The 21,036-nt window shown below is 71.5% G+C and carries 22 protein-coding genes; 7 read left to right on the top strand and 15 right to left on the bottom strand.

Translation table 11 applies throughout. The annotated features are described in order from the left end of the window. Positions 1-34: 34 nt before the first annotated feature. The 8 genes from ACFYZ4_RS33350 to ACFYZ4_RS33315 all read right to left on the bottom strand — a co-directional run bounded on the left by ACFYZ4_RS33350 (position 35) and on the right by ACFYZ4_RS33315 (position 7,643). Positions 35-409 (bottom strand): ectoine synthase, encoded by a 375-nt coding sequence (locus tag ACFYZ4_RS33350; protein WP_030721055.1) that lies wholly within the window; start codon positions 407-409, stop codon positions 35-37. Between the two features lie 75 nt (positions 410-484). Beyond that, complete coding sequence (gene trpA, locus ACFYZ4_RS33345) at positions 485-1,246, bottom strand: tryptophan synthase subunit alpha (protein WP_351301090.1); 762 nt, start codon at positions 1,244-1,246, stop codon at positions 485-487. A 106-nt stretch (positions 1,247-1,352) separates the two neighbouring features. Next, positions 1,353-2,396 (bottom strand): hypothetical protein, encoded by a 1,044-nt coding sequence (locus ACFYZ4_RS33340; RefSeq protein ID WP_390785640.1) that lies wholly within the window; start codon positions 2,394-2,396, stop codon positions 1,353-1,355. A 44-nt stretch (positions 2,397-2,440) separates the two neighbouring features. Beyond that, positions 2,441-2,698, bottom strand: coding sequence for a phosphopantetheine-binding protein (locus ACFYZ4_RS33335; RefSeq protein ID WP_351301096.1), 258 nt, complete (start codon positions 2,696-2,698; stop codon positions 2,441-2,443). Further along, on the bottom strand, positions 2,695-4,287 hold the full coding sequence (locus ACFYZ4_RS33330; protein WP_390785639.1) for an AMP-binding protein: 1,593 nt from the start codon (positions 4,285-4,287) through the stop codon (positions 2,695-2,697). Before ACFYZ4_RS33330 ends, ACFYZ4_RS33335 begins: the two co-directional genes overlap by 4 nt. After that, positions 4,284-5,141 carry a MaoC/PaaZ C-terminal domain-containing protein gene (locus ACFYZ4_RS33325; RefSeq protein WP_351301102.1) on the bottom strand — a complete coding sequence of 286 codons (858 nt, stop codon included), beginning with the start codon at positions 5,139-5,141 and terminating at the stop codon, positions 4,284-4,286. Before ACFYZ4_RS33325 ends, ACFYZ4_RS33330 begins: the two co-directional genes overlap by 4 nt. Further along, the gene (locus tag ACFYZ4_RS33320) at positions 5,138-6,391 is read right to left on the bottom strand and encodes a beta-ketoacyl-[acyl-carrier-protein] synthase family protein (RefSeq protein ID WP_351301105.1); all 1,254 of its coding nucleotides are present in this window, start codon (positions 6,389-6,391) and stop codon (positions 5,138-5,140) included. Before ACFYZ4_RS33320 ends, ACFYZ4_RS33325 begins: the two co-directional genes overlap by 4 nt. Positions 6,392-6,431: 40 nt before the next feature. Then, a complete protein-coding gene (locus tag ACFYZ4_RS33315; RefSeq protein ID WP_351301108.1) occupies positions 6,432-7,643 on the bottom strand; it encodes an aminotransferase class I/II-fold pyridoxal phosphate-dependent enzyme in 1,212 nt (403 codons plus the stop codon). Between the two features lie 294 nt (positions 7,644-7,937). On the opposite strand from ACFYZ4_RS33315, the gene ACFYZ4_RS33310 reads away from it, so the two are divergent. Next, positions 7,938-8,855, top strand: a complete 918-nt coding sequence (locus ACFYZ4_RS33310) for a BTAD domain-containing putative transcriptional regulator (RefSeq protein WP_384341116.1) — start codon at positions 7,938-7,940, stop codon at positions 8,853-8,855. 217 nt (positions 8,856-9,072) lie between these two features. Here ACFYZ4_RS33310 and ACFYZ4_RS33305 read toward each other — a convergent pair whose 3' ends face one another. From ACFYZ4_RS33305 to ACFYZ4_RS33295, 3 genes are read right to left on the bottom strand one after another with little or no spacing between them, the layout of a single operon-like run. Next, a complete protein-coding gene (locus ACFYZ4_RS33305) occupies positions 9,073-9,825 on the bottom strand; it encodes an SDR family NAD(P)-dependent oxidoreductase (RefSeq protein ID WP_351288466.1) in 753 nt (250 codons plus the stop codon). Continuing rightward, a complete protein-coding gene (locus tag ACFYZ4_RS33300; RefSeq protein ID WP_351288468.1) occupies positions 9,822-10,808 on the bottom strand; it encodes a ketoacyl-ACP synthase III in 987 nt (328 codons plus the stop codon). Before ACFYZ4_RS33300 ends, ACFYZ4_RS33305 begins: the two co-directional genes overlap by 4 nt. A gap of 11 nt (positions 10,809-10,819) precedes the next feature. Next, entirely contained in the window at positions 10,820-11,074 is a 255-nt protein-coding gene (locus ACFYZ4_RS33295; RefSeq protein WP_030390264.1) for a hypothetical protein, read from the bottom strand. A gap of 205 nt (positions 11,075-11,279) precedes the next feature. Between ACFYZ4_RS33295 and ACFYZ4_RS33290 the strand changes: the two genes are divergently transcribed. From ACFYZ4_RS33290 to ACFYZ4_RS33265, 6 genes are all read left to right on the top strand, one after another. Further along, positions 11,280-12,176: a class I SAM-dependent methyltransferase gene (locus ACFYZ4_RS33290; RefSeq protein ID WP_351288470.1), complete on the top strand. Its 897-nt coding sequence runs from the start codon at positions 11,280-11,282 to the stop codon at positions 12,174-12,176. 10 nt (positions 12,177-12,186) lie between these two features. Continuing rightward, positions 12,187-13,749, top strand: coding sequence for a flavin-containing monooxygenase (locus ACFYZ4_RS33285; RefSeq protein WP_390785638.1), 1,563 nt, complete (start codon positions 12,187-12,189; stop codon positions 13,747-13,749). Between the two features lie 12 nt (positions 13,750-13,761). Further along, positions 13,762-15,288 (top strand): FAD-binding protein, encoded by a 1,527-nt coding sequence (locus ACFYZ4_RS33280; protein WP_390785637.1) that lies wholly within the window; start codon positions 13,762-13,764, stop codon positions 15,286-15,288. Positions 15,289-15,382: 94 nt separating this feature from the next. Further along, on the top strand, positions 15,383-15,856 hold the full coding sequence (locus ACFYZ4_RS33275) for an SRPBCC family protein (RefSeq protein ID WP_351288476.1): 474 nt from the start codon (positions 15,383-15,385) through the stop codon (positions 15,854-15,856). Then, the gene (locus ACFYZ4_RS33270) at positions 15,853-16,689 is read left to right on the top strand and encodes an alpha/beta hydrolase (RefSeq protein ID WP_351288478.1); all 837 of its coding nucleotides are present in this window, start codon (positions 15,853-15,855) and stop codon (positions 16,687-16,689) included. The genes ACFYZ4_RS33275 and ACFYZ4_RS33270 overlap by 4 nt, the downstream gene beginning before the upstream one ends. Continuing rightward, positions 16,686-17,390, top strand: a complete 705-nt coding sequence (locus tag ACFYZ4_RS33265; protein ID WP_351288480.1) for a 4'-phosphopantetheinyl transferase superfamily protein — start codon at positions 16,686-16,688, stop codon at positions 17,388-17,390. The genes ACFYZ4_RS33270 and ACFYZ4_RS33265 overlap by 4 nt, the downstream gene beginning before the upstream one ends. A 72-nt stretch (positions 17,391-17,462) precedes the next feature. Here the strand turns inward: ACFYZ4_RS33265 and ACFYZ4_RS33260 are convergent, their stop codons facing one another. From ACFYZ4_RS33260 to ACFYZ4_RS33245, 4 genes are all read right to left on the bottom strand, one after another. Then, positions 17,463-18,461 (bottom strand): AraC family transcriptional regulator, encoded by a 999-nt coding sequence (locus ACFYZ4_RS33260; RefSeq protein WP_384341108.1) that lies wholly within the window; start codon positions 18,459-18,461, stop codon positions 17,463-17,465. 176 nt (positions 18,462-18,637) lie between these two features. Then, complete coding sequence (locus ACFYZ4_RS33255; protein WP_351288484.1) at positions 18,638-19,129, bottom strand: anthrone oxygenase family protein; 492 nt, start codon at positions 19,127-19,129, stop codon at positions 18,638-18,640. Next, the gene (locus ACFYZ4_RS33250) at positions 19,126-19,761 is read right to left on the bottom strand and encodes a hemerythrin domain-containing protein (RefSeq protein ID WP_390785636.1); all 636 of its coding nucleotides are present in this window, start codon (positions 19,759-19,761) and stop codon (positions 19,126-19,128) included. The genes ACFYZ4_RS33255 and ACFYZ4_RS33250 overlap by 4 nt, the downstream gene beginning before the upstream one ends. A 170-nt stretch (positions 19,762-19,931) precedes the next feature. Then, positions 19,932-20,750, bottom strand: a complete 819-nt coding sequence (locus tag ACFYZ4_RS33245) for an NAD(P)H-binding protein (RefSeq protein WP_351288488.1) — start codon at positions 20,748-20,750, stop codon at positions 19,932-19,934. Between the last annotated feature and the right edge of the window lie 286 nt (positions 20,751-21,036).

The raw sequence follows: 21,036 nt of genomic DNA, 5'->3' as shown, positions 1-21,036 counted from the left end.
GTTTTGACGGGCGTGACGCGCCGGGGCGCGCGGCTCAGTAGGCGGAGGAGCTGTGGGCGTCGAGGCTGTGGACCTCGTCGCCGCGCAGCGCCGGCGAGAACACGCAGACCAGGCGCAGGTCCTCGTGCGGGCTGGCGACGAGGAAGTGGGCGTCGTGCTGGTCGAGGGCGTACATCCGGCCCGGGACGATCTCGTGCGAGGTGCCGTCGAGCTCGATCACCTCCCCGGAGCCCTCGATGCAGTAGCAGGCCTCCAGGTGGTTGACGTACTCCAGACGCGACTTGGTGCCGGCGAGCACCGTGGTGTCGGTGAGCGAGTAGCCCAGGCCGTCCTCGGCGAGGAGGAAGCGGCGGCTGAGGCCGTTGCCCCACTCGACGGTCTTCACGGACTCGATGTCGCGAACGATCATGGCAATCTCCCGGTGTGAGGTGGTGCACGGATGGTGCTGTTGAGGGGTGGAGCCTGCTTCCGCTGGTAGGGAAGGTCAGTGCGGCACGTCGGGCAGGACCGAGCGGACGAACGTGCGGAAGGCGGCGGTCACATCGAGGCCGTCCTCCTGCGCCCGCTCCACGGCGGCCACCGCGGCGGAGCCGATGATCGCGGCGTCGGCGCCGGATGCGCCGACGGCCAAAACGTCCTGCCGTGTGCTGACCCCGAAGCCGACGGCTATCGGGGACGTCGTGTGCGCCCGTAGATCCGTGACGGTCTGCGCCAGCGCGGCATGGCCGGCGGCCGGTGCGGTCCCGCTGCGTCCGTAGTGGGCGACGAGATACAGGTAGGCGCCGGCCTGCGCGGCAGCCTGCGCCCGGACCTCGGCCGGGCTGCTGGCGTAGCAGGTGGTGACCACCGGCAGCCCGACCGCCCGGGCCGATTCCAGGTGCGCCTCGCGCAGCCGCGGGGGCAGCGCGTGGACGAGGAGTCCGTCCGCGCCCGCCGCGGCGATCTCGCGGGTGGCGGCCGCGAGGTCGCGGTCCTTGAGGGAGTGGCTCCAGTCCGCGAGGAGTGCGATCCGCAGGTGCGAAAGGTGCGGCCGTACGCCGGAGATGAAGGCGAGCACGTCGTCCAGGCCGGCGCCGCCGCCCTCCAGGGCCCGGCGGGCGGAGCGCCGCACGACGGGGCCGTCGGTGACCGAGTCGGGGAACGGGACGGCCAGCTCCAGGCAGTCCACGCCCTCCTCGTCGAGCATCAGGACCAGGTCCCGCAGGACCGGCAGCGGCGGGTCGCCCGCGTTGAGGAACAGCGCCACGCCGGGCGTACCGCCGGGCCGCCGGGTCGGGAAGAAGGGTGCGGGACTCCCTGCCGGGGTCGGGGCCGTTGTGGTCCCCGCCCGCTGGGCGGCCGGCGCCGCGGGCCTAGGCATGGGCCACCGCCGGTGTGCGGGCCGCGGGCGCGGCCGCCAGGCGCCGTGCGAGGTCGTGGGCCGCGCCGGAGCGGACCGCGCCCTCGGCGAGGGCGACCGCCGAGGGCCAGTCCCGGCGGACACCGGAGGCCACCACCAGGGCGGCCGCGCCCAGGCAGACCGTGTGGGTGGCCACCCGGCCCGCCGTGCCGGCCAGGACGGCCAGGAAGTGCTCGACCGCCCCGGCGGGCTCGGAAACCGGTCGCAGGTCCCCGAAGGAGCCGTCGCCCGGGGTGAGTTCGCCCGGCCGGATGATCCGGGTCAGGGAGTGTTCCCCGTGGACGGTGTTGGTGGCGAAGGGCAGCAGTTCGTCCGCGCCGGTGTCGTTCGACGTCAGCCAGATCCGGCGGGTCGTCGTGGTCGCGGCGAGCCGGCGCAGCGTGTCCAGGGGGGCCGCCGCCGACACCCCGGTGACCTGGGCGGTCACCGGCAGGTCGGCGAGGAAGGGCCCCAGCGCGTTCAGGAAGCGGCCGAAGGGCTTCATCGAGTACGGGGCCACCGTCCGCGCCAGTCGGGTCAGCTGCGCCGGGTAGACGAACGGCCCGGCGAAGGCGATCCCGTGGGCGGCGAGGGTGTCCTCGGTCTGGGCGTAGGAGGAGGTGAGACGGACACCGAGCCGTTCCAGCAGGTCGACGGAGCCCAGCGAGCCGGTGTAGGCCCGCGACCCGGTCTTGACGACCTTGACCCCCGCGGCCGCGGCGACGAACGCCGAAGCGGTGGAGATGTTGAAGGTCTTGGGCCCGCCGCCGGTGCCCACCACGTTCACGGTGCCCTCCCAGGAGGTGGTCACCGTCGCCGCCGGCCGGCGCTCGGCGAGCGAGTCCAGCAGGTGGCGCAGGGTCTGGTGGTCCGGGAGCCGGCTGGCCAGGGAGGCCAGCAGGGCGACGACCTCGGGCTTGTCGAGCTGGCCGTCGCCGAGCTGGTCCCACCAGGACCGCCAGGTCTCCCGGCCGACCGGGGCCCGCTGCTCCAGCAGGCCGATGAGTGCATCGTGCACGGTCGGTCTCCGTCTCGTCCGGTTCGGGGTGGTGGTGGGTGGTTCTACGCGGCCGCCGTGCGGCGGGCCTCCGCGATGAAGGTGTCGATCGCCTCGACGCTGCGGAAGTTGTTGGGGTCCAGGTCGGCGTCGCCGATGGCGAGCTCGAAACGGTCCTCGACCCAGGCGATCAGCTTCAGGACGCCCAGGCTGTCGATGACCCCGTCGTTGAGCAGGTCGTGATCGGCGGCGAGTTCGGCGGCCGGGGTGCCCGGGAGGAACTCGGTGATGACGAAGTTCTTGATGGTGTCGATGTTGCTCATGACGGGATTCCTTCGGCGAGAGAAGTGGCGACGGATGTCGTGGCGGATGCCGTGGCAGGTGTGGCTGTGGGGGAGGCGGTCCGGTCGAGCCGGTCGAGCGCCTTGCGGTCGACCTTTCCGGTGGCGGTCTTCGGCAGCGGGGCGTCGGTCAGCGTGAGCTGGTGGGGGACCGCTGCCCGGGGCAGGTGCCGGGCGCAGTGCGTACGCAGCTGCAGAGAGGTCAGGGCGGCGCCGGGGGCACGCCGGACGGCGGCGACGAGCCGCTTGCCGGCGATCGGGTCGGGCAGCGCCGCCACGCCCGCCTCCAGCACGTCGGGGTGGTCCTGCAGGACCCGCTCGATCTCCGCCGTGTTGACGGCGACCCCGCGGACCTTGACCTGGAAGTCGGTGCGCCCGCTCAGGTGCAGGGTGCCGGCCGCGTCCCGCCGTACGAGGTCGCCGGTGCGGAACCAGCGCCGCTCGTCCAGGCCCAGCGGATGGGCGGTGAACTTGTCGGCGTGCCGGGTCCGGTCGAGGTAGCCGCGGGTCTGGAAGGGCGTGGAGACGTACAGCTCTCCGCTGCCCGGCCCGTCCACGAGCTCCCCGGTGTCGGGGTCCAGGACCAGGGCCCGTACGCCCGGCAGCGGGCGGCCGATGGGGACGGGCGACGGCACGGCACCGGAGGCGTCGTCGGTCTCGACCTCGTGGACGAAGCTGTCGTTGGTCTCCGTGCAGCCGTAGATGTTGTGGATGCGGGCCTTGGGGAAGAGGGCGGGCAGCGCGCCGAGGGTGCGGTCGGGGATGGCGTCGCCGGTGAACATGACGTGCTCGACGCCGGGGAAGGTGTCACCGGTCTTGTCGGCCGCGTCCTGGAGCAGTCCGAAGGCCATCGGGACGGCCTGCACGACGTGGACGTCGTGGCGCAGGACCAGGTCGCGCAGGTGGCGTCCGTGGGCGGCCAGCGCCGGGTCGACGAGGACGACGCGCCCGCCGCGGGCCAACGTGGTCCACACGTCCAGGAGACAGAGGTCGAAGTTGAGGGGGGCGTAGTTCAGGACGGTGCGGTCGGGGCCGATCCCGAACGCGTTCGCGGCCCAGCGGGTGAAGCGGTCCACGGCGTCCAGGCTCAGCGGGACGATCTTCGGCAGGCTGGTGGAGCCGGAGGTGGTCAGCATGAACGCCACGTCCGCGGCCTCGTCGGCCGGCAGCGGCTGGGCCCGAACCTCAGGGTTGGGCGTGACCCGGGCCGGCTGACCTGCGGGAGCCAGCACCCGGGCGCAGCCGGCCTGGGCGAAGAGATCGGCGAGCAGCGTGTCGGCGAGGGCCGGCGACGGCAGCAGCAGCGGCCGGCGGGCCAGCAGACAGCCCAGTACGAGGGCCACGGCGGCCGGCGACTTGTCGGCGAGGATGCCGACCGGGACCGCGGGGGCGAGGTCCAGGCGGGCGAGGCGGTCGCGTTCGCGGCCGGCCATCTCGTACAGCTCGCGGTAGGTGGTCTCCTCCCCGTTGAAGAGGAGCGCGGTGGCGTGGGGGCGGTCGCGGACCTGGGTCAGGAACCCTCCCAGGAGACCGAGTTCGACGGCCGGGACGGCCGGGACGCTCGTCGTCATGGCTGTTCCTCTCCTTCCTGCGGCGCCGGCTGTGCGAGCTCGATCCAGCCCGATTTCACGGCCGCGCCCTTCGGCGTCTTGCAGGTGAAGCGCACCACGCGGGCCTCGGCGTCGGGCTGCAGGAGGATCTCCAGCGGGATGCCGGGGGGCACCGGGGCCGAGAAGCGGCAGCCCAGGCCGCGCACCCGGGCGGAGTCGCCGCCCGCGAAGCGGTCCACGGCCTCCTCCACGGCGAGGGCGACCACGCTCATGCCGTGCGCGATGACGGTCTCGAAACCGGCCCCGCGGGCCGCGTCGACGTCGAGGTGGATGGGGTTGAGGTCACCGGAGGCGTGGGCGTAGGCGGTGATCCAGTCGGCGGTCAGCGCGTGCACCGCGCTCTGCGGCTCGCCCGCCCCGGCCGGGGCCGGGGCGGCCGGGCCGACACCGATGTCACCGAAGGGCTCCAGCAGCGTCGCACCGACCAGCAGGGCGGAGATGGTCAGTTCCGCGAACGGCTCGGGACCGTCCTCGCCGACGAGGTGCACCCGCAGCGCGATACGGGCGCCGCGCGGCTCCTTGCGGATGCCGGCCACCTCCAGGGCCACGCTCACCCGCTCGCCCGGCCGGACCGGCCGCACCGTGCGGATGTCCTGGCCGAGGTGGACCACCGAGACCGGACCGGGCTCGGCGGCGGTCAGCGCCGCGACGGTCTGCTCGGCCACCGTGTGGGCGAGGACGAAGGTGTGGACGGGGGAGGCCTGACCGGGCCGGGCGGTGGGCAGCCCCCGCCGGGCCGCGCCCCGGTAGTCGGTGATCTCGGGCTCGGTGACGGTGAGCGTACGCAGGGGGGAGGGCAGGGACAGCAGCGTCATACCGGCGTCACCACCACGGAGGAGTTGTGGCCGCCGAACCCGAAGGAGTTCGTGATCGCGGGTCCCGGGCGCACGGCACGGGGTGTGCCGTGGACGACGTCGATGTCCATTCCTGGCTCCAGCTGTTCGTGGTTGGCGGTGGGCGGTACCTCGCAGTGCCGCATGGCCTGCACGGTGGCGATGAGTTCCACGGCTCCGGCGGCGCCGATCAGGTGGCCGATCACCGACTTGGGTGCGGTCACGGGCGGCTGCGCGCTGCCGAACACCTTGGTGAGGGCGGCCGCCTCGGACCGGTCGTTGTGCGGGGTCGAGGTGCCGTGGGCGTTGACGTGGACGATGTCGGACGCATCCAGGCCGGCGTCGGCGATGGCCGAGGCCATCGCGGCCGCGGCTCCCGCCCCGTCGGGCAGCGGCATCGCGAGGTGGTGGGCGTCGGCGGTGGCGGCGTACCCGGCGACCAGCCCGTACGTCCGGGCCCCGCGCGCCCGCGCGTCCTGAAGCCGTTCCATGACGACGAATCCCGCGCCCTCGCCCATCACGAACCCGTCGCGGTCCTTGTCGAAGGGGCGCGAGGCGTGCTCCGGGTCGTCGTTGCGCAAGGAGACCGCGTTGAGGTTGCCGAACCCGGCCAGGGTGACCGGGGTGAGGGTGTGCTCCGCACCGCCGGCGATGACGAGATCGGCGCGCCCGGTCTGGAGCAGCATCAAAGCGTGCCCGATCGCGTCGGCGCCGCTGGCGCAGGTGTTGGCGACGGTCAGCGCGGGCCCGGTCCAGCCGAGCCGGATGGCGATGTGCGCGGCGGCCGCGTTGGGCATCGTCATCAGCGGCATCAGCGGGTTGACCCGGGCCGGGCCGCCCTCGGTGTAGTGGGCGGACTCCAGGTCGCTGGTGGCCCGCCCGCCCACCGCGTTGCCCACCACGATGGCGGTACGGCCGGCTTCGGCGGTGGGGGATCCCGCGTCGCGGTGCGCGGCGAGGGCGGCGGCCGTGCCGTAGTGCGCGAAGGGGTCCATCCGGCGGGCCTCCTTGGCCGGGACCAGCCCGGCGAGGCCGTCGAGGCCGCGGACCCGGCAGCCGATCCGCACCCGGTGGCGGCCGAGGTCGAAGTGGGTCAGCTCGGCGGCGGTGGACCGGCCGGCCCGCAGCGTGTCCCACAGCTCGTCCGGGGTGCACCCGCCGGGGGTGACCACGCCCATGCCGGTGATGGCGACGGGCACAAGCGCCGAACTGCCCCTGGACGGTCCAGGCATGTCTGCTCCCTAAGGCGTGAGGACGGTCGTCGTGAGGGGGTCAGATGATGCGGCACTCGCGCGCCGACTTGATGAACGCCTCGGCCGCGAAGTCGAGGTCGGCCTTGGTGTGCGCCGCGGTGATGGCGATGCGCAGCCGGGCCAGGTCGTTGGGGACCGCCGGGGTGACCACGGGGAGGCCGATGACACCGTTCTTGCGGCACACGGTGGCGTAGTCGTAGGCGGCGGTGTCGGATCCGGCGATGACCGGGACGACGGCGGTCTCGCTGTCGACGGTGCTGATGCCCGCCTCGTGCAAGGTGGTGCGGAACCGCTCGGACTCGCGCTGGATGAACTCCACCCGCTCCGGCTCGCGCTGCAGGATCCGCAGGGACTCCAGCGCCGCCGCGCTCTGCGCCGGGCCGAGCGCCGCGGAGAACAGGAACGGGCGGGCCGCGTACTTGAGGTGGTGGATCAGCTCGGCGGAGCCGGCGACCCAACCGCCCATGGACGGAATGGCCTTGGAGAGGGTGCCGAGCTTGACGTCGACCTTCACCTCGTAGTCGAAGTGCTCCTCGATGCCCTTGCCGGTGGCACCGATGACACCGAGCGCGTGGGCCTCGTCGACCATCAGCAGCGCGTTGTGCGCGTCGCACACCTTGCGCAGCTCGACGAGGGGGGCGATGTCACCGTCCATCGAGTAGACGCTGTCGACGATGACCAGACGGACACCGGTGTCCGGGGCGGCGGCGAGCCGGCGCTCCAGGTGGGCGACGTCGTTGTGACGGAAACGGGTGACGGTCGCACCGGAGAGCTTGCAGCCGTCGACGATGCTCGCGTGGTCGTACTTGTCGATGAAGACCGTGTCGCCGGGACCGACGATGGCACCGACGGTGCCCACGTTCGCCGCATACCCCGAACCGAACACCAGCGCCTGCTCACGCCCCGCGAACTTGGCGACCTCGGCCTCCAGTTCCTCGTGCAGCGGCGTGGAACCCGCCAGCGCCCGCACCCCGTGGTTGCCCGTCCCGTAGCGGTCGACGGCGGCCTTGGCGGCCGACACCACCCGCTCGTCACCGGCCAGACCCAGGTAGCTGTACCCCGACATCATCAGCAGGCGCCGGCCGTCCTGGTCCGCGTACGCCGAATCCCGCTCGACGGTGTAGGCGACGAAGCTGTTCTTCCGGTTGGGCTCGTACTCCAGCGACCGGACACGGTCACGGAAGTACGCCAGCTTCGGCTCGAGTCGGCTCCAGGCGGCGGATGCGTTCACGTGCTTCTCCTCGTCGCGATCGTCCGGCGGACCCGGAACTCCATCGGTGCTCCGCCGTTGTTCCGGCGGGGCTCTAGTGGAATTCCATTAAGACTCGGGGGGCGCAATAGCGGCGCAAGAGGAAGACCAAAGCCGTACTCGAAAAGCGGAGGACAATCACCGGACCTCGGCTTTCATTCGCGAAGGAATGTTTTGCCGGTCGCTGTTGACATGCCGAGACGGCCCGCCGGTATCCTCGGAATCGCACGAGCCAGGGGGACACGGCCGGAAGCCGACCGTTTCGGAGAGTGCATAGTGCTGATCAGACTCATAGGTCTTGTCACGATCGAGCCGGACGGAGCAGCGCCTCAACACCTGTCGAGCGCCCAGGCGCAAGTGGCCTTCGCCCGCCTGATCCTCGAGCGGACCGGCGGCACGGACCGTGACCAACTGGCCGAGACCATATGGCCCGAAGGCCTGCCGGACACCTGGGCCTCCGCGCTGCGCAGCCTCGTGAGCCGCGTCCGCACCTTCGTCACCACGCCACAGGACCAGCCGGGAGTCACCCCGCTGGTCGCACAGGGCGGCCGGTACCTCCTGCGGATACCGCAGGACGCGGCCGTCGACGTGGAATGCGCGGAGACCGCGGTCACCGAGGCCGCGGAGGCGTACGCGGAGGGCGCCTACCCCGTCGCGCAACAGCTCGCCGCCGGCGCGGTGTCGAACCTGCGCGGCTCGTTCCTCCCCTCCCACGAGGGCGAATGGGTCAACGCCATGCGCGAACAGCTCGAAGAAGTCCGCCTGAAGGCACTGGAGACCGCGAGCCTGGCCTCCTCCGCCCTCGGCGACGAACACCACGCCCTGCGCTACGCGGAGGAGGCCGTACGCCGCGCCCCCTTCCGGGAAAGCGCCTACCGCTGCCGGATGGCCGCCCACACCCGGGCCGGCAACCGGGCCGAGGCCCTACGCAGCTACCAGCAGCTGCGCGAGGTACTGGCGGAGGAACTCGGCATCGATCCCGCGCCCGAGACGGAAGCCGCCTACCTGGAACTGCTGCGCACCCCCGAACCCCGCGCGTTCGCCCCGCGCTCCGCGGCCGGCCTGGACCCGGTGCTCATGGGGGTCTTCGAGATGGACCACCGGGCGTCGGCCCCCCGCCCCTGCTCCCTGGCCGACCACGGCTGCGTCACCCACCCCGTCACCCATCCCGTCACCTCCTTCCCCGCAGCCTGACCCCCTGCCGCACGCCGAAGGCCGCCGCGGACTCCGCGGCGGCCTTCGCCATGCCCACCCCCCCCGGGAAGGCCGAACCCGAACCAGGCCCCGTACCCGTACCCGTACGCGTACCGCCCGTGCGACCGCGGCCGCCGCGGCCGTCGGGGCACGGCGAGCGGCCCCGGCCTCCCCTGGGGGTGGGAGGCCGGGGCCGGGGGAGGGGAGGCCAGGGGGGTCAGGTGATGGACACACCACTGTCGATGCTGATGACCTGGCCCGTCATGCAGTCCTGCTCCAGGAAGAGACGGGCACTGCCGGCGACCTCCTCGACCGTGACGAACCGGGGAATGGGGGCCTTGCCCTCCATGCCCTCGATGACCCGGTCCGGGAGCGTGTTCGTCATACCCGTGATCATGAACCCGGGGGACAGCGCGTTCACCGTCACCCCGCGCCGCCCGCACTCCGCCGCGAGCGTACGGGTGAAGCCGATCAGACCCGCCTTCGACGCCGAGTACGCCGTCTGCCCGGCCGTCGCGATGATGCCCGACGGGGACACGATGTTGATCACCCGGCCCCACCGCTGCCGCAGCATGTGCGGCACCGAGACCCGGGCGGTGTGGAACGAGCCGACCAGGTTGGTCTGGATGACCTGCGCCCAGTCGGCGGGATTCTGCATCGCCATCAGGCTGTCCTTGCGGATCGCCCCGTTGTTGACGAGGACGTCCACCGGGCCGAGCTCCGCGGATATCCGCTCGTGGAGGGCCTGGGTGGCCTCCCACGACCCGACGTCCCCGGTGACCAGCACCGACGGGTTCACCAGCTTCTCCCGCACGGCCTCGGCGGCCTCACGGGCACTGTTGTAGTGGACCGCGACCCGGCAGCCCAGCGCATCGAGTTCGAGCGCCAGGGCCTGGCCGAGGCCGCCCGAGGCGCCGGTCACCAGCGCGACCGGGGACTCGGGCCGCTCTCCCGCACCGTTCTTGCTCATGCCGCGACACCGCCCCATTCCATCAGGATCGAACCCCAGGTCATGCCCGCGCCGAAACCGGCCAGCAGGACCTTGTCACCGGCCTTGATACGGCCCTCCTCCAAAGCCTCGGTCAGCGCGATCGGAATCGACGCCGAAGCCGTGTTGCCGTACTTCTGGAGGTTGGTGATCAGCGCCTCCTGGCGCAGGCCGGTGTGCGACAGGATCGAGTTGATGATCCGGATGTTGGCCTGGTGCGGAACGACGTGGTCCACGTCGGCCGCCTCCACCTTGGCGTTCTCCAGCGTCTCGCGCACCGTACGGACGGTGTAGCGGACGGCGTTGAGGTAGATCTCGTTGCCGTTGATCTGCGCGTAGTGCAGACCCGCGTCCAGCGTCTCCTGGGTGGTCGGCATCCGGCTGCCGCCGGCCAGGACCTTCAGCGAGCCGGTGCAGGCGCCGTCGGCGCCCAGGTTCCACGCCTTGACCCGGTTCTCCGCGCCCGGCTGCAGGACGATGGCGCCCGCACCGTCACCGACGAGGATGGACAGGTCACGGTCGGCCGGATTGGCCGTCAGCGTGTGGGTGTCGGACCCGATCAGCAGGATCGGGCGGGGATCGATGGCGATCAACGCCATCGCGGACACCAGCCCGTAGACGAAGCCCGCGCACTCGGAGTTGACGTCGTGCGCGCTCCCCGAGACGCCCAGTTCGTGATGGACGAACGCGGACGTCGCCGGGGACGGCTGCTCGGGCGTGGCCGTCGCGACGATGAGGTGGGCGATGTCGGCGCCGGTCAGCCCCGCCTTCTCCAGCGCACGCCGGCCGGCCTCGACGGCCAGGGAGGCGGTGGTCTGCCCCGGGTTGACCGCCCGCCGCTCGCGGATGCCGCAGCGGCTGACGACCCAGTGCTCGTCCACGCCGAACCGCTCGGCGAGCTCCGCACTGGTGACGATGCGTTCGGGTACGGACATGCCCCACCCGGTGATGTCGAAGCCGGTCACGTCACCCCTCGCTACGCCTGAGCCGGGACGAGATCGACGATCTTCGCGTAGACGTCACGCAGCGTGGTCGTGTCGTCGAGGTCCGCGAAGAGGGACTCGTCGGCCGGGATGTGCGGGTACTGGTTCTGGAATCCGTACAGCCACTCCATCAGGTCCAGCGAGTCGACGTCCGCGATGTGCTGGAGCGGGGCGTCGGGGCTGACCTCCGCGGCACCCGAGACGGCCTCGAGCTGGCTCGCCAGTTCTTCGATGGTGGGCAGCGACATGGGGTCGGTCCTCTCTCGGCAATGCAACTCGGCAGTGCGTGTCTTGTTTTCGAGAGCGATAAAAGCTCCGCCCCCGCAAGGAACGCGCAACACCACACCGGAACCCGAATCCGGGCCCTCTTGCGCACGCCTTGCGGGGCATCGGGTTTTCTCGGTCGCGAATTCGGAAACAAGGCCCGCCGGACACGCAGGAAAGAGGATCAGGATGACAACGGTCGCCCCCAAGTCGGTGGACCCCGAGGTCGATGCGATCAGGCACCACTACGAGGTCAGCAACGATTTCTACCGACTCCTGCTGGGCCCCACGATGATGTACTCGGGCGGCTACTGGGAGGACGGCGAGGACCTGGTCGCCACCCTGGACGAGGCGCAGGAGCGCAAGCTCGACAAGTTCGCCGAACTCGCGAACGTCAGCGCCGGCACCACCAAGCGCGTCCTGGACATCGGCTGCGGCTGGGGCACCATGCTCAACCGCCTCACCACCGTGCACGGCGCGGAGCAGGCCGTCGGCCTGACCCTCTCCCGCACCCAGGAAGCCTTCATCGACGGCCTGAACAACCCGAAGATCACCACGCTGGTCCAGAGCTGGGCCGACTACAAGGTCGCCGACGACAGCGAGAAGTACGACGCCGCGTTCTGCATCAACGCCCTGGAGCACTTCGTCTCCTCCAACCTGCCGCCGAAGGAGCGCACCAAGCGCTACCGGTACTTCTTCCAGCAGGTCGCCAACGCCCTCAACCCGGGCGCCAAGTTCGTACTGCACACCATGACCGCCGAGGCGCTGCCGATGAACCGCGCGCTCCTCGACGACCTGAAGTTCCTCCAGCGCTCCGAGTTCGAGGGCTGCCACATCCCCCACCTGAGCGAGCTGTCCGCCGCCGCCGAGGGCCTCTTCGAGATCGACGAGATCGCCAACGAGCGCGAGTCCTTCGCGATGGCCTGCCGCGCCTGGCTGGTCCTGCTCGCCGAGCGCCGCGACGAGGCCGTGGCCCTGGAGGGCGAAGAGGTCGTCTCCCGCTTCGAGCGCTACCTCGACATCTTCGCCTACACGCTCGAGGACAAGTTCTTCAACAACTTCCGCGTCACCATCACGCGCCGCTGAGGAGGTCGACGTGACGAGCATTCTTGAGCCGGCCAAGGACGGCGGAGCACGCACGGGCACCGAGACGGCCCCCGGCGGCCGCGGACCCACCCGGCACCTGCGGGTCGCGGTCATCGGCACCGGCTTCTCGGGCCTGGGCACCGCCATCCGACTGCTGCAGTCGGGCATCGACGACTTCCTGGTGTTCGAGCGGGCCGACGAGGTCGGCGGCACCTGGCGCGACAACAGCTATCCGGGTTGTGCGTGCGACGTCATGTCCCACCTCTACTCGTTCTCCTTCGCCCGCAACCCGAACTGGAAGTCGACGTTCGCCTCCCGCGACGAGCTGTACGCCTACCTGCGCGACACGGCCGACCGCTTCGGCGTACGCCCGCACATCCGGTTCGGGCACGAACTGGAGGCCGCCCGCTGGGACGAGGGCGAGCGGCACTGGAAGATCGAGACCTCACAGGGCCCCTACACCGCCCAGTTCCTGGTCACCGGCACCGGCTACCTCAGCGAGGCCGCCGTCCCCGACATCAAGGGACTGGCGGACTTCGAGGGCAAGGTCTTCCACTCCTCCAACTGGGACCACGACCACGACCTGGCCGGCCGCCGCGTCGCCGTCATCGGCACGGGCGCCTCCGCCATCCAGTTCGTCCCCAAGATCCAGCCCGAGGTCGGACAGCTCGACCTCTACCAGCGCACACCCCCGTGGATCGGCCCCAAGCCCGACAAGGCCAACAGCGAGCTCCACACCAAGCTGCTCCGCTCGCTCCCCGGCTACCAGCAGTTCCGGCGCGGCTTCAACATGTGGGGCCGGGAGATCCTGGCCTTCTTCTGGAAGCGCCCCAAGCTCGCCGAGAAGGTCCAGAAGATGGCGAGCGACCACCTGAAGAAGTCGGTGGCGGACGAGGCGCTGCGCGCCAGACTCACCCCCGACTACCTGGTGGCGTGCAAGCGCCTGCTGTTCTCCAACACCTGGTACCCGGCGATCCAGCAGCCCAACGTCGAGATCGTCACCGACACGATCGCCGAGGTCCGCCCCAAGTCGATCGTCGGCAGCGACGGTGTGGAGCGCGAGGTCGACACCATCATCCTGGGCACCGGATTCCAGGCCACCGACCGCCCGGTCGCCCGCCGGATCTGGGGCAAGGGCGGCGTCCAGCTGCGCGAGGCCTGGAAGGACGGCATGGCCGCCCACCGGGGCACCACCATCGCCGGCTTCCCCAACCTCTTCATGCTCCTGGGCCCCAACACCGCCCTGGGCCACTCCTCGCAGACCGTGATGATCGAGGCGCAGGTCCAGTACGTCGTCGACTCCCTCAAGCAGGCGGACAAGCGCGGCCTGGCCAGCATCGAGGTCCGCCAGGAGGCGCAGGACGCCTACAACCGCACACTCGACCAGCACCTCGAGGGCACCGTCTGGATGTCGGGCGGCTGCAAGAGCTGGTACCTCGACGCCAACGGCCGCAACACCACGGTCTTCCCCACCTACACCTGGCGCTTCCGTCGCGGGACCAAGCGCCTCGACCTGAGCGAGTACCAGCTCGCTTCCCGGGTGCGCAGCACCAAGCCGGTACCTCACCAGTAGGAGACGCACGAGATGAGCAGCACCCACAGAACTGCCGCGGGCACCCCGGCCGAGCCGTCCCGCCGCCGGGTCCTGGGCGGGATCGCGACCACCGCCGTCGCGGTCGTCGGCTGGAACACCGTCTCCCAGACCTGGGCGACGGCCGCCGAGGCCGCCGGCAACTCCGACATCGTCCCCGTACCGGGACTCGTCGGAACCCTGGAGACCACCCCCGGCGTGGTCGACGCCTTCGCCAACGACTTCGGGCACCTCTTCGACGGCGCCGCGAGCAAGCCGTGGGCGGTGCTGCGCCCCGGCGGCACCAACGACATCGTCAAGATCGTCGACTACGCCCGCACCCACAACATCAAGGTCGCCGTCAACGGCCAGGGCGGCACCGGCAACGACATCGAGTCCCACTCGGTCTACGGCCAGGCCCGCGTCCCCGGCGGCATCTCCATCGACGCCAAGGGCATGTCGAAGATCATCTCGATCGGCAACGACACCGCGGTCGTCGAGGCCGGAGTGACCTGGGGTCAGCTGACCGACGCCACCCTCAAGGTGGGCAAGACCCCGCCGGCGCTCCCCGACTACCTGTACATCTCCATCGGCGGCACCATCTCCATCGGCGGCATCGGCGGCACCGTCCAGAAGTACGGCCTGCTCTGCGACACCGTCCAGTCCATCGACATCGTCACCGGCGACGGCAAGCTCGTCACCGCCAGCGCCACCCAGCGCTCGGACCTGTTCAACGCGGCCCTGTCGGGCGGCGGCCAGGTCGGCATCATCGTCCGCGCCACCGTCAAGCTGATCCCGGCCCCCAAGCGGGCCGTCATCTTCAGCCTGTTCTACAGCACCGTCGAGCAGTACCTCGTCGACTCGGAGAAGGTCCTGGCCGACGGCCGCTTCCAGGTCCACGCCGGCGAGATGCTGCGCACCCCGGACAACTCCGGCTGGCGGTACAAGCTGGAGGTCGGCGCCACCTACAACACGACGCCGCCCAACCGCGCCAAGCTGCTCTGCGACCTGAAGGACGTCCGCGCCGACGCGGTCATCGAGGACGTCTCCTTCAGGGACTACATGTTCCGCCTCGACGCCTACGAGGCGTACCTGAAGGAAGGCGGCCACTGGTACACGCCCAAGCCGTGGCTGAGCATGTTCCTTCCCGCCTCCAAGACCAAGGCGTTCATGAAGCGCGTCGAGCAGGAGCTGGACGACACCTCCCTCGGCGGCGGATTCCTGCTCTTCTACCCGTTCTACACGTCGAAGATCAAGCGGCCGCTGGCGATGATGCCCAACGAGTCCGTGGTCTACCTCTTCGACCTGCTGCGCTTCCCCAACCCGGGTGAGCCCAACATCCAGGGCATGATCGACCAGAACCGCCGCCTGTACGACATCGCGGTCGCCAGCGGCGCCAAGCGCTACCTGGTGGGCTCCATCCCGATGACGGGCGCCGACTGGCAGAAGCACTTCGGCAACCGCTGGAGCGGCTTCGTCAACGCCAAGCGGAAGTTCGACCCCAACAACATCTTCACGCCCGGCCAGGGCTTCTTCGCCTGACGGCAGGCCGGCCGGCCGTGGAGACCCGGCGGTGGGGGCAGGGGAGAGGGACCCCGCCCCCACCGCCTTTCCCATATCGAGTGGAGGCTGCGAGATGACGACGTACGACCTGATCGACGAGGCGGTGATCGACGCCCCGGCGGATGCCGTCTGGGACGCCCTCGTCGCCGAATTCCGCGGCGCCAAGAAGTGGTGGGTCCCGCACAACACGTTCACCGCCGTCTCCGGCGCCCCCGACGAGGTCGGCGGCACGGTGGGCGTGGTCGTGCACACCAAAGGCGTCGACAAGGGCGGGCTGAAGCTGCGCTTCACCTCCCGCACGGTGGCCGTGGAACCCGGCCGCCGCCTCGACATCGAGTACGTGGACGGCGTCTTCCGCGGCCCGAGCACCTTCCTGCTCGAACCGCTGCCCGACGGCCGCACCCGCGTCTCGATGCACTTCACCGGCAGCCCGCACGGCTGGCTCAAGGCCCTGGCCAAGGTCGCCGACCTGGGCGCCGAACACTCCAAGGCCACACTCGCCGCCTTCGCGTCACTGGACCGGCAGCTGTCGGCGGCACCCCGGTGACCGCCGCCCCGGAGACCGCCGGCGAACTGACCGTGGGCACCGACGACGGCGCGGAACTGGCCGTGACCGTCCTCGCCCCCCTCAGCGGCACACCCCGCGGCGCCGACGTGGTCCTGCTGCACGGCTGGGCACACACCCGCCGCGCCTGGGGCACCGTCACCGACCGCCTGATCCGCGCCGGACACCGCGTGGTCCTCTACGACCAGCGCGGCCACGGCGCCTCCACCCTGGGCCGCACCCCGGTCTCGGTGGAACGCCTCAGCGCGGACCTGGCCGCCGTCCTCGGCGAGACCGACGCCCGCGAGGCGGTCCTCGTCGGCCACTCGGGCGGCGGCTTCACCGCCCTGACCTACGCCGCCACCTCGCCCTCGGCGGGCCGGCTGCGCGGCCTGGTCCTCCTGGGCACCGCGGCACACGGCCAGGACACCCCGGACAGCGAGGTCAAGATGATGGGCAACGCCCTCTTCTCCCGGGCCCTGCGCCGGCCCTGGCTGGGAGGCAAACTGCTCGGCTCCACCATGGGCAAGGACGTCGACCCCGTCGTGCGCGACGTCAACCGGCAGATGTTCGCCGCCACCACGCCCCGCGTCCGGGCGGACTTCTTCCGCTGCACCCGCGGCTGGGACGTCCGCGAGGCCCTGAAGTCGGTCACCACCCCCGCCGTCGTCCTGCACGGCGACGGCGACAAGGTGATCGACATCGCGCTCGCCGAAACCCTCGCCGAGGTCCTGCCCGGCGCCCGCTTCGAACCGGTACCCGGCGCGGGCCACATGCTCGCACTCGAACGCCCGCTCCTCGCGGTCGCCGCCGTCACCGAGCTCGCCGCGCGATGATCGAGGAACTCCTTCCCCCGGGCGTCACGTCATCGGAAGCCTTCGACGACGCGGCGCCCGCCCCTCTCTTCCCGGCCGAGGCGGCCCTCATGGAGGGCCGCCGCGCCCACCGGCGCACCCAGTTCGCCACCGCCCGGGCCTGCGCCCGCCGCTGCCTGTCCGACCTCGGCCACCCCACGGGCGCCCTGCTCCCGGGAGCAGGCGGCGCCCCCCAGTGGCCGTCCGGGGTGGTCGGCAGCATCACCCACTGCGCGGGCTACCGCGCGGCCGTGGCGGCCCCCGCCACCGTGATGGCCGCCGTGGGCATCGACGCGGAACCCGCCGGACCGCTGCCCCGGGGCGTCCTCGCCCTGATCGCCTCCGAGGAGGAACGAGCCCACCTCGCCCACCTCGCCTCGGCCGACCCCACCGTCCCCTGGGACCGCGTCTTCTTCTCCGCCAAGGAGGCGGCGTACAAGGCCTGGTACCCGGCCACCGGCATCTGGCTCGGCTTCCGCGACGCCACCCTCACCCTTTCCCCCGACGGCGCCTTCACGGCGACCATGCACCCCTCGCCGCCCCCGCCCGCGGACCCGCACTACCGGGGCCGCTGGCTGGCCGGCCCGGACCTGATCCTGACCGCGGTGACACGCGAGAGCCGCCGGCAGCCGGCCGAGCGGGCCACCGCGCCCCTGCTGACCTCCTCGGCGGCCCCCACGTAGAACACGGACACCGGACCCGGCCCGGGACCGGGCGCCGCACCCCCCCGGCGCCCGGGCCCGCGTCACCGCCCGTCAGGGCCCGGGCAGCACCACCGTGTGCGCCCGCTGCGGGGCCTGCGGCGCGGCAACCGGGTGCGCGCCCGAACGGAACTCCTGCGGACTCATGCCCCGCACCCGCTTGAACGCCGTCGACAGGGCGAACGCCGAGCTGTAGCCCACCCGCCGGGCCACCGTCGCGATGGTGGCGTCCGGCTCCCGCAGCAGGTCCGCCGCCAGGGCCAGACGCCACCCCGTCAGATACGCCACCGGCGGCTCACCCACCACCTCGGTGAACCGGCGCGCCATCGAAGCCCGCGACACCCCCACCTTCAGGGCGAGTTCCTCGACCGTCCAGCCGTGCGCGGGATTCTCGTGCAGCAGCCGCAGGGCCGGCCCGACCACCGGATCGCTCTGCGCCCGGTACCAGGACGGCGCCCCGCTGCCCGGCGCCGCCAGCCAGGTCCGCAACACCCCGATCAGCAGCAGGTCCAGCAGCCGGTCCAGAACGATCTCCTGGCCCGGCTCGTCCTTGGAGATCTCCGAGGCGAGCAGGGCGACCAGCATCGTGTCCGCGGCCTCGGCCGGCCGCACCAAAACCGTCGGCAGCGCGCTCAGCAGCCGCCGCCCGATCTCACTCGGCGCCTGATAGGTGCCGCTCAGCATCACGGCCGAGCCGGCGTCCTGGAAATCATCCCCCCAGGTCCGCACGCCGAGCGCCATCGTCTCGGTGACGTCCTCGCCCTCCTCGGTACTGCACCGCTGCTCCGGGCCGACCGTGATCTGCACCGGCGTGTCCCGGGAATCCGCCACCGTGTACGGATCGGGGCCCCGCACGACGGCCACATCGCCCGGCCGGATCACCACCGGGGTGCCGTGCTCGGGAACCAGCCACGCGTCGCCGTGGACCATCGTGACGACGGACAGCGGCGCCCGGTCCTCCACGCGCAGCGACCAGGGCGGGTTGAAAACGGACTTGAGGAGGAAGGCCCCCCGGGCCTTGGGCCCTTCCAGCAGTCCGGTCAGCGTGTCCATGCGTACATCCTCTCGCCTCGAACATCCTGCCCCCGGCACGCAACCGGCATCCGCACACGGCGAAGCGCCCGCTCTCCCGCGGGGGACGGAGAAGAGAGCGGGCGCCGTTCGCGGGGGAGGAGCGGCGCAGCGCCACAGCGTCTGCACCGCCGCCGTTGTCGCCGCGGCCGGGGGGACTACACCGACGCGCGGCCGTGCAGCGTCAGGGCCCGTCCCAGCGCGGCCAGAGCCGCCGTACAGGCCACCGTACGCACGATGTTGCCCGACGCCCACCGGCCGCCGAAGCGGGAACGGGCCGCCGCCACATCGGCGCCGGCCCGGGCCAGCTGGTTGTTCAGAGGGATGTTCACGATCGCCGTGACCACCAGCGACAGCCCGTACAGCGCGAACGCCAGCCAGCCCCAGCGCGCCGCGTCCGGGCGTCCGCCGCGCTGCTGCTGCACGGCCGCCACCCCGGTCGCCAGGAACGCGCCCAGGAACAGCAGCCCGAACAGGCCGTTGTCGATGGCCTCGTTGATGTTCCGCATCGCGGTCACATACGTCTGGTCGTCGCCGCGGCCCAGCCCCGGCATCACCGAGATGTCGAAGGCGAAGTAGAGCCCGGCCATCAGCCCGGTCCCCACCGTCGCCGCCACCAGCGTCACCGATTGCGTGGTCGTGCTGCTCACTTCAGGATTCCCTTCAACGTGCGCTCGTAGCGCCGGTTCAGCAGCGTGGCGCCGATCAGCCGGACGGGCGGCGGGATGGTGGCCGAGACGTGCGCGACCGACTGCCGGGACGCGCCGTCGAACATCCACGGCTGGAGGTAGGTCATCACCCGCATCGGGGCGCTGGAGACGACCTTGCGCTCCTCGGCCAGATAGGCCCGCTCGCCCAGCCGGTCGAAGACGGGGAAGACGATCCGCTCCTCGTCGCGCAGGTGGTCGCGCAGCACGCCCTCGAAGGTCTGCGCCGCCCGGACCAGGCCGTCGCCGCGGTGGGCGATCGCCGTCGAGACGGCCGCCATCGCGGCGTCCAGTTCCTCGTGGTCCTCGTGCAGTTCGCGTGCCTGCGCGTCGAAGTCGGCGTCCCGGCGGCGCAGTCCCGGCCACAGCACGTCGTCCTCGCTGGTGTGGTGCCATTCGATGACCTGGCGCAGCCGCTGCCACCACTCGGTGCCCGCGCCGCTCCACGCCGGGGCCGCGGCGCGCAGCCGGGCCGCGTCGCGCCGCATCGCGATGTGCATCAGGGCGAAGCCGTGGAAGTGCGGGGGAAGGTGTTCCAGTCCGTGTTCGCTGGAATACGACGGGGGAGCTGGCACGGGAGCCTCCTGCCGGTCGGTCGAGCGCGGTGGCGCGAGTGTGCGGGTGGTACCGGAGTGCGGGTGTGCGGGTGTGCGTCCCCGGAACCCCGAGTACCGGGCGGCGGCCGTACCAGAGTCGCCGCCCGGTCAAGGAGCGATAAGGGATGCAGCAGTGAGGGCTCGCGCCGTCAGACGTTCCAGACCCCCGACGCCGCGGCGTCGCGGGCGAAGTCGGAGAAGTCCTTGGGCTTGCGGCCCAACGCCTCCTCGACACCGTGCACCAGGTGCGCGTTGCGCCCGTCCAGGATCATGGTGAACAGATCCGCGAACTCCTCGGGCAGGTTGTTCTCGCGCAGCACCGCACGGTACTGCTCGTTGGTGACCGAGATGTACGTGATCTCGCGCCCGGTGGCCTTGGTCAGCTCGGCGGCCACATCGCTGTAGCTGAGCAGGCGCGGGCCCGACAGCTCGTACGTCTTGCCGATGTGCTTGTCATCGGTCAGCGCGGCCACCACGACGTCGGCGATGTCGTCGGCGTCGACGAACGCCTCCACCGCGTCACCGGTCGGCAGGGCGATCTCGCCGGCCAGGACGGGCTCCAGGAAGAAGCTCTCGTTGAAGTTCTGGTTGAACCAGCTGGAGCGGACGATGGTCCAGTCGGCGCCGGAGGCCTTCAGGTTCTCCTCCGACACCTCCGCGGCCTCCTCGCCGCGCCCGGACAGCAGCACCAGACGGCGCGCACCGTTCGCGACGGCCACCTTGGAGAATTCGCGGACCTGCTCGGCGGCGCCGGGGAAGGCGAGGTCGGGGTAGTAGGTCACGTACACCCGGTCGACGCCCTCCAGCGCCGGACCCCAGGTGGCGGGCTCGTGCCAGTCGAAGGCGGGCCGGCCGCTACGGGAACCGATCCGGACCTCGCGGCCCAGGGCGGAAAGCTTCTCGGCGACGCGCCGGCCGGTCTTGCCGTGACCGCCGATGACGAGGGTGATCTGCGTGTTCTGAGTCATGAGTACAGTCAAGTCCAGTCTCGCGAGACGGGCCATAGCCACAAAGCTCAGTTCCATATGCCTGCGTCTACGAGTGGTCACCTCGGAGCGCGACGGAGAGAGTGTGGCTTCGGCGTGAGCCCCAGAATCGTAGGCATGCCCCCAGCGGGCGGGCCAGGCGTCCCGAGCGACCCTCGACCACTCGTCGAGCGGCCGTCCAGCGCCCGTCCGGCGGATGCCGACCGACCGTCGAGCCCGCCTATGCGGCGGGACTTGAGCCGTTTTCCGGTCCGCTGCGACACGATCG

Source organism: Streptomyces sp. NPDC001513 (assembly GCF_042894695.1).
Classification (GTDB): Bacteria; Actinomycetota; Actinomycetes; order Streptomycetales; family Streptomycetaceae; genus Streptomyces.
The sequence above is the reverse complement of the archived record's forward strand: the minus strand, read 5'-3'. Positions and strand labels throughout refer to the sequence as shown.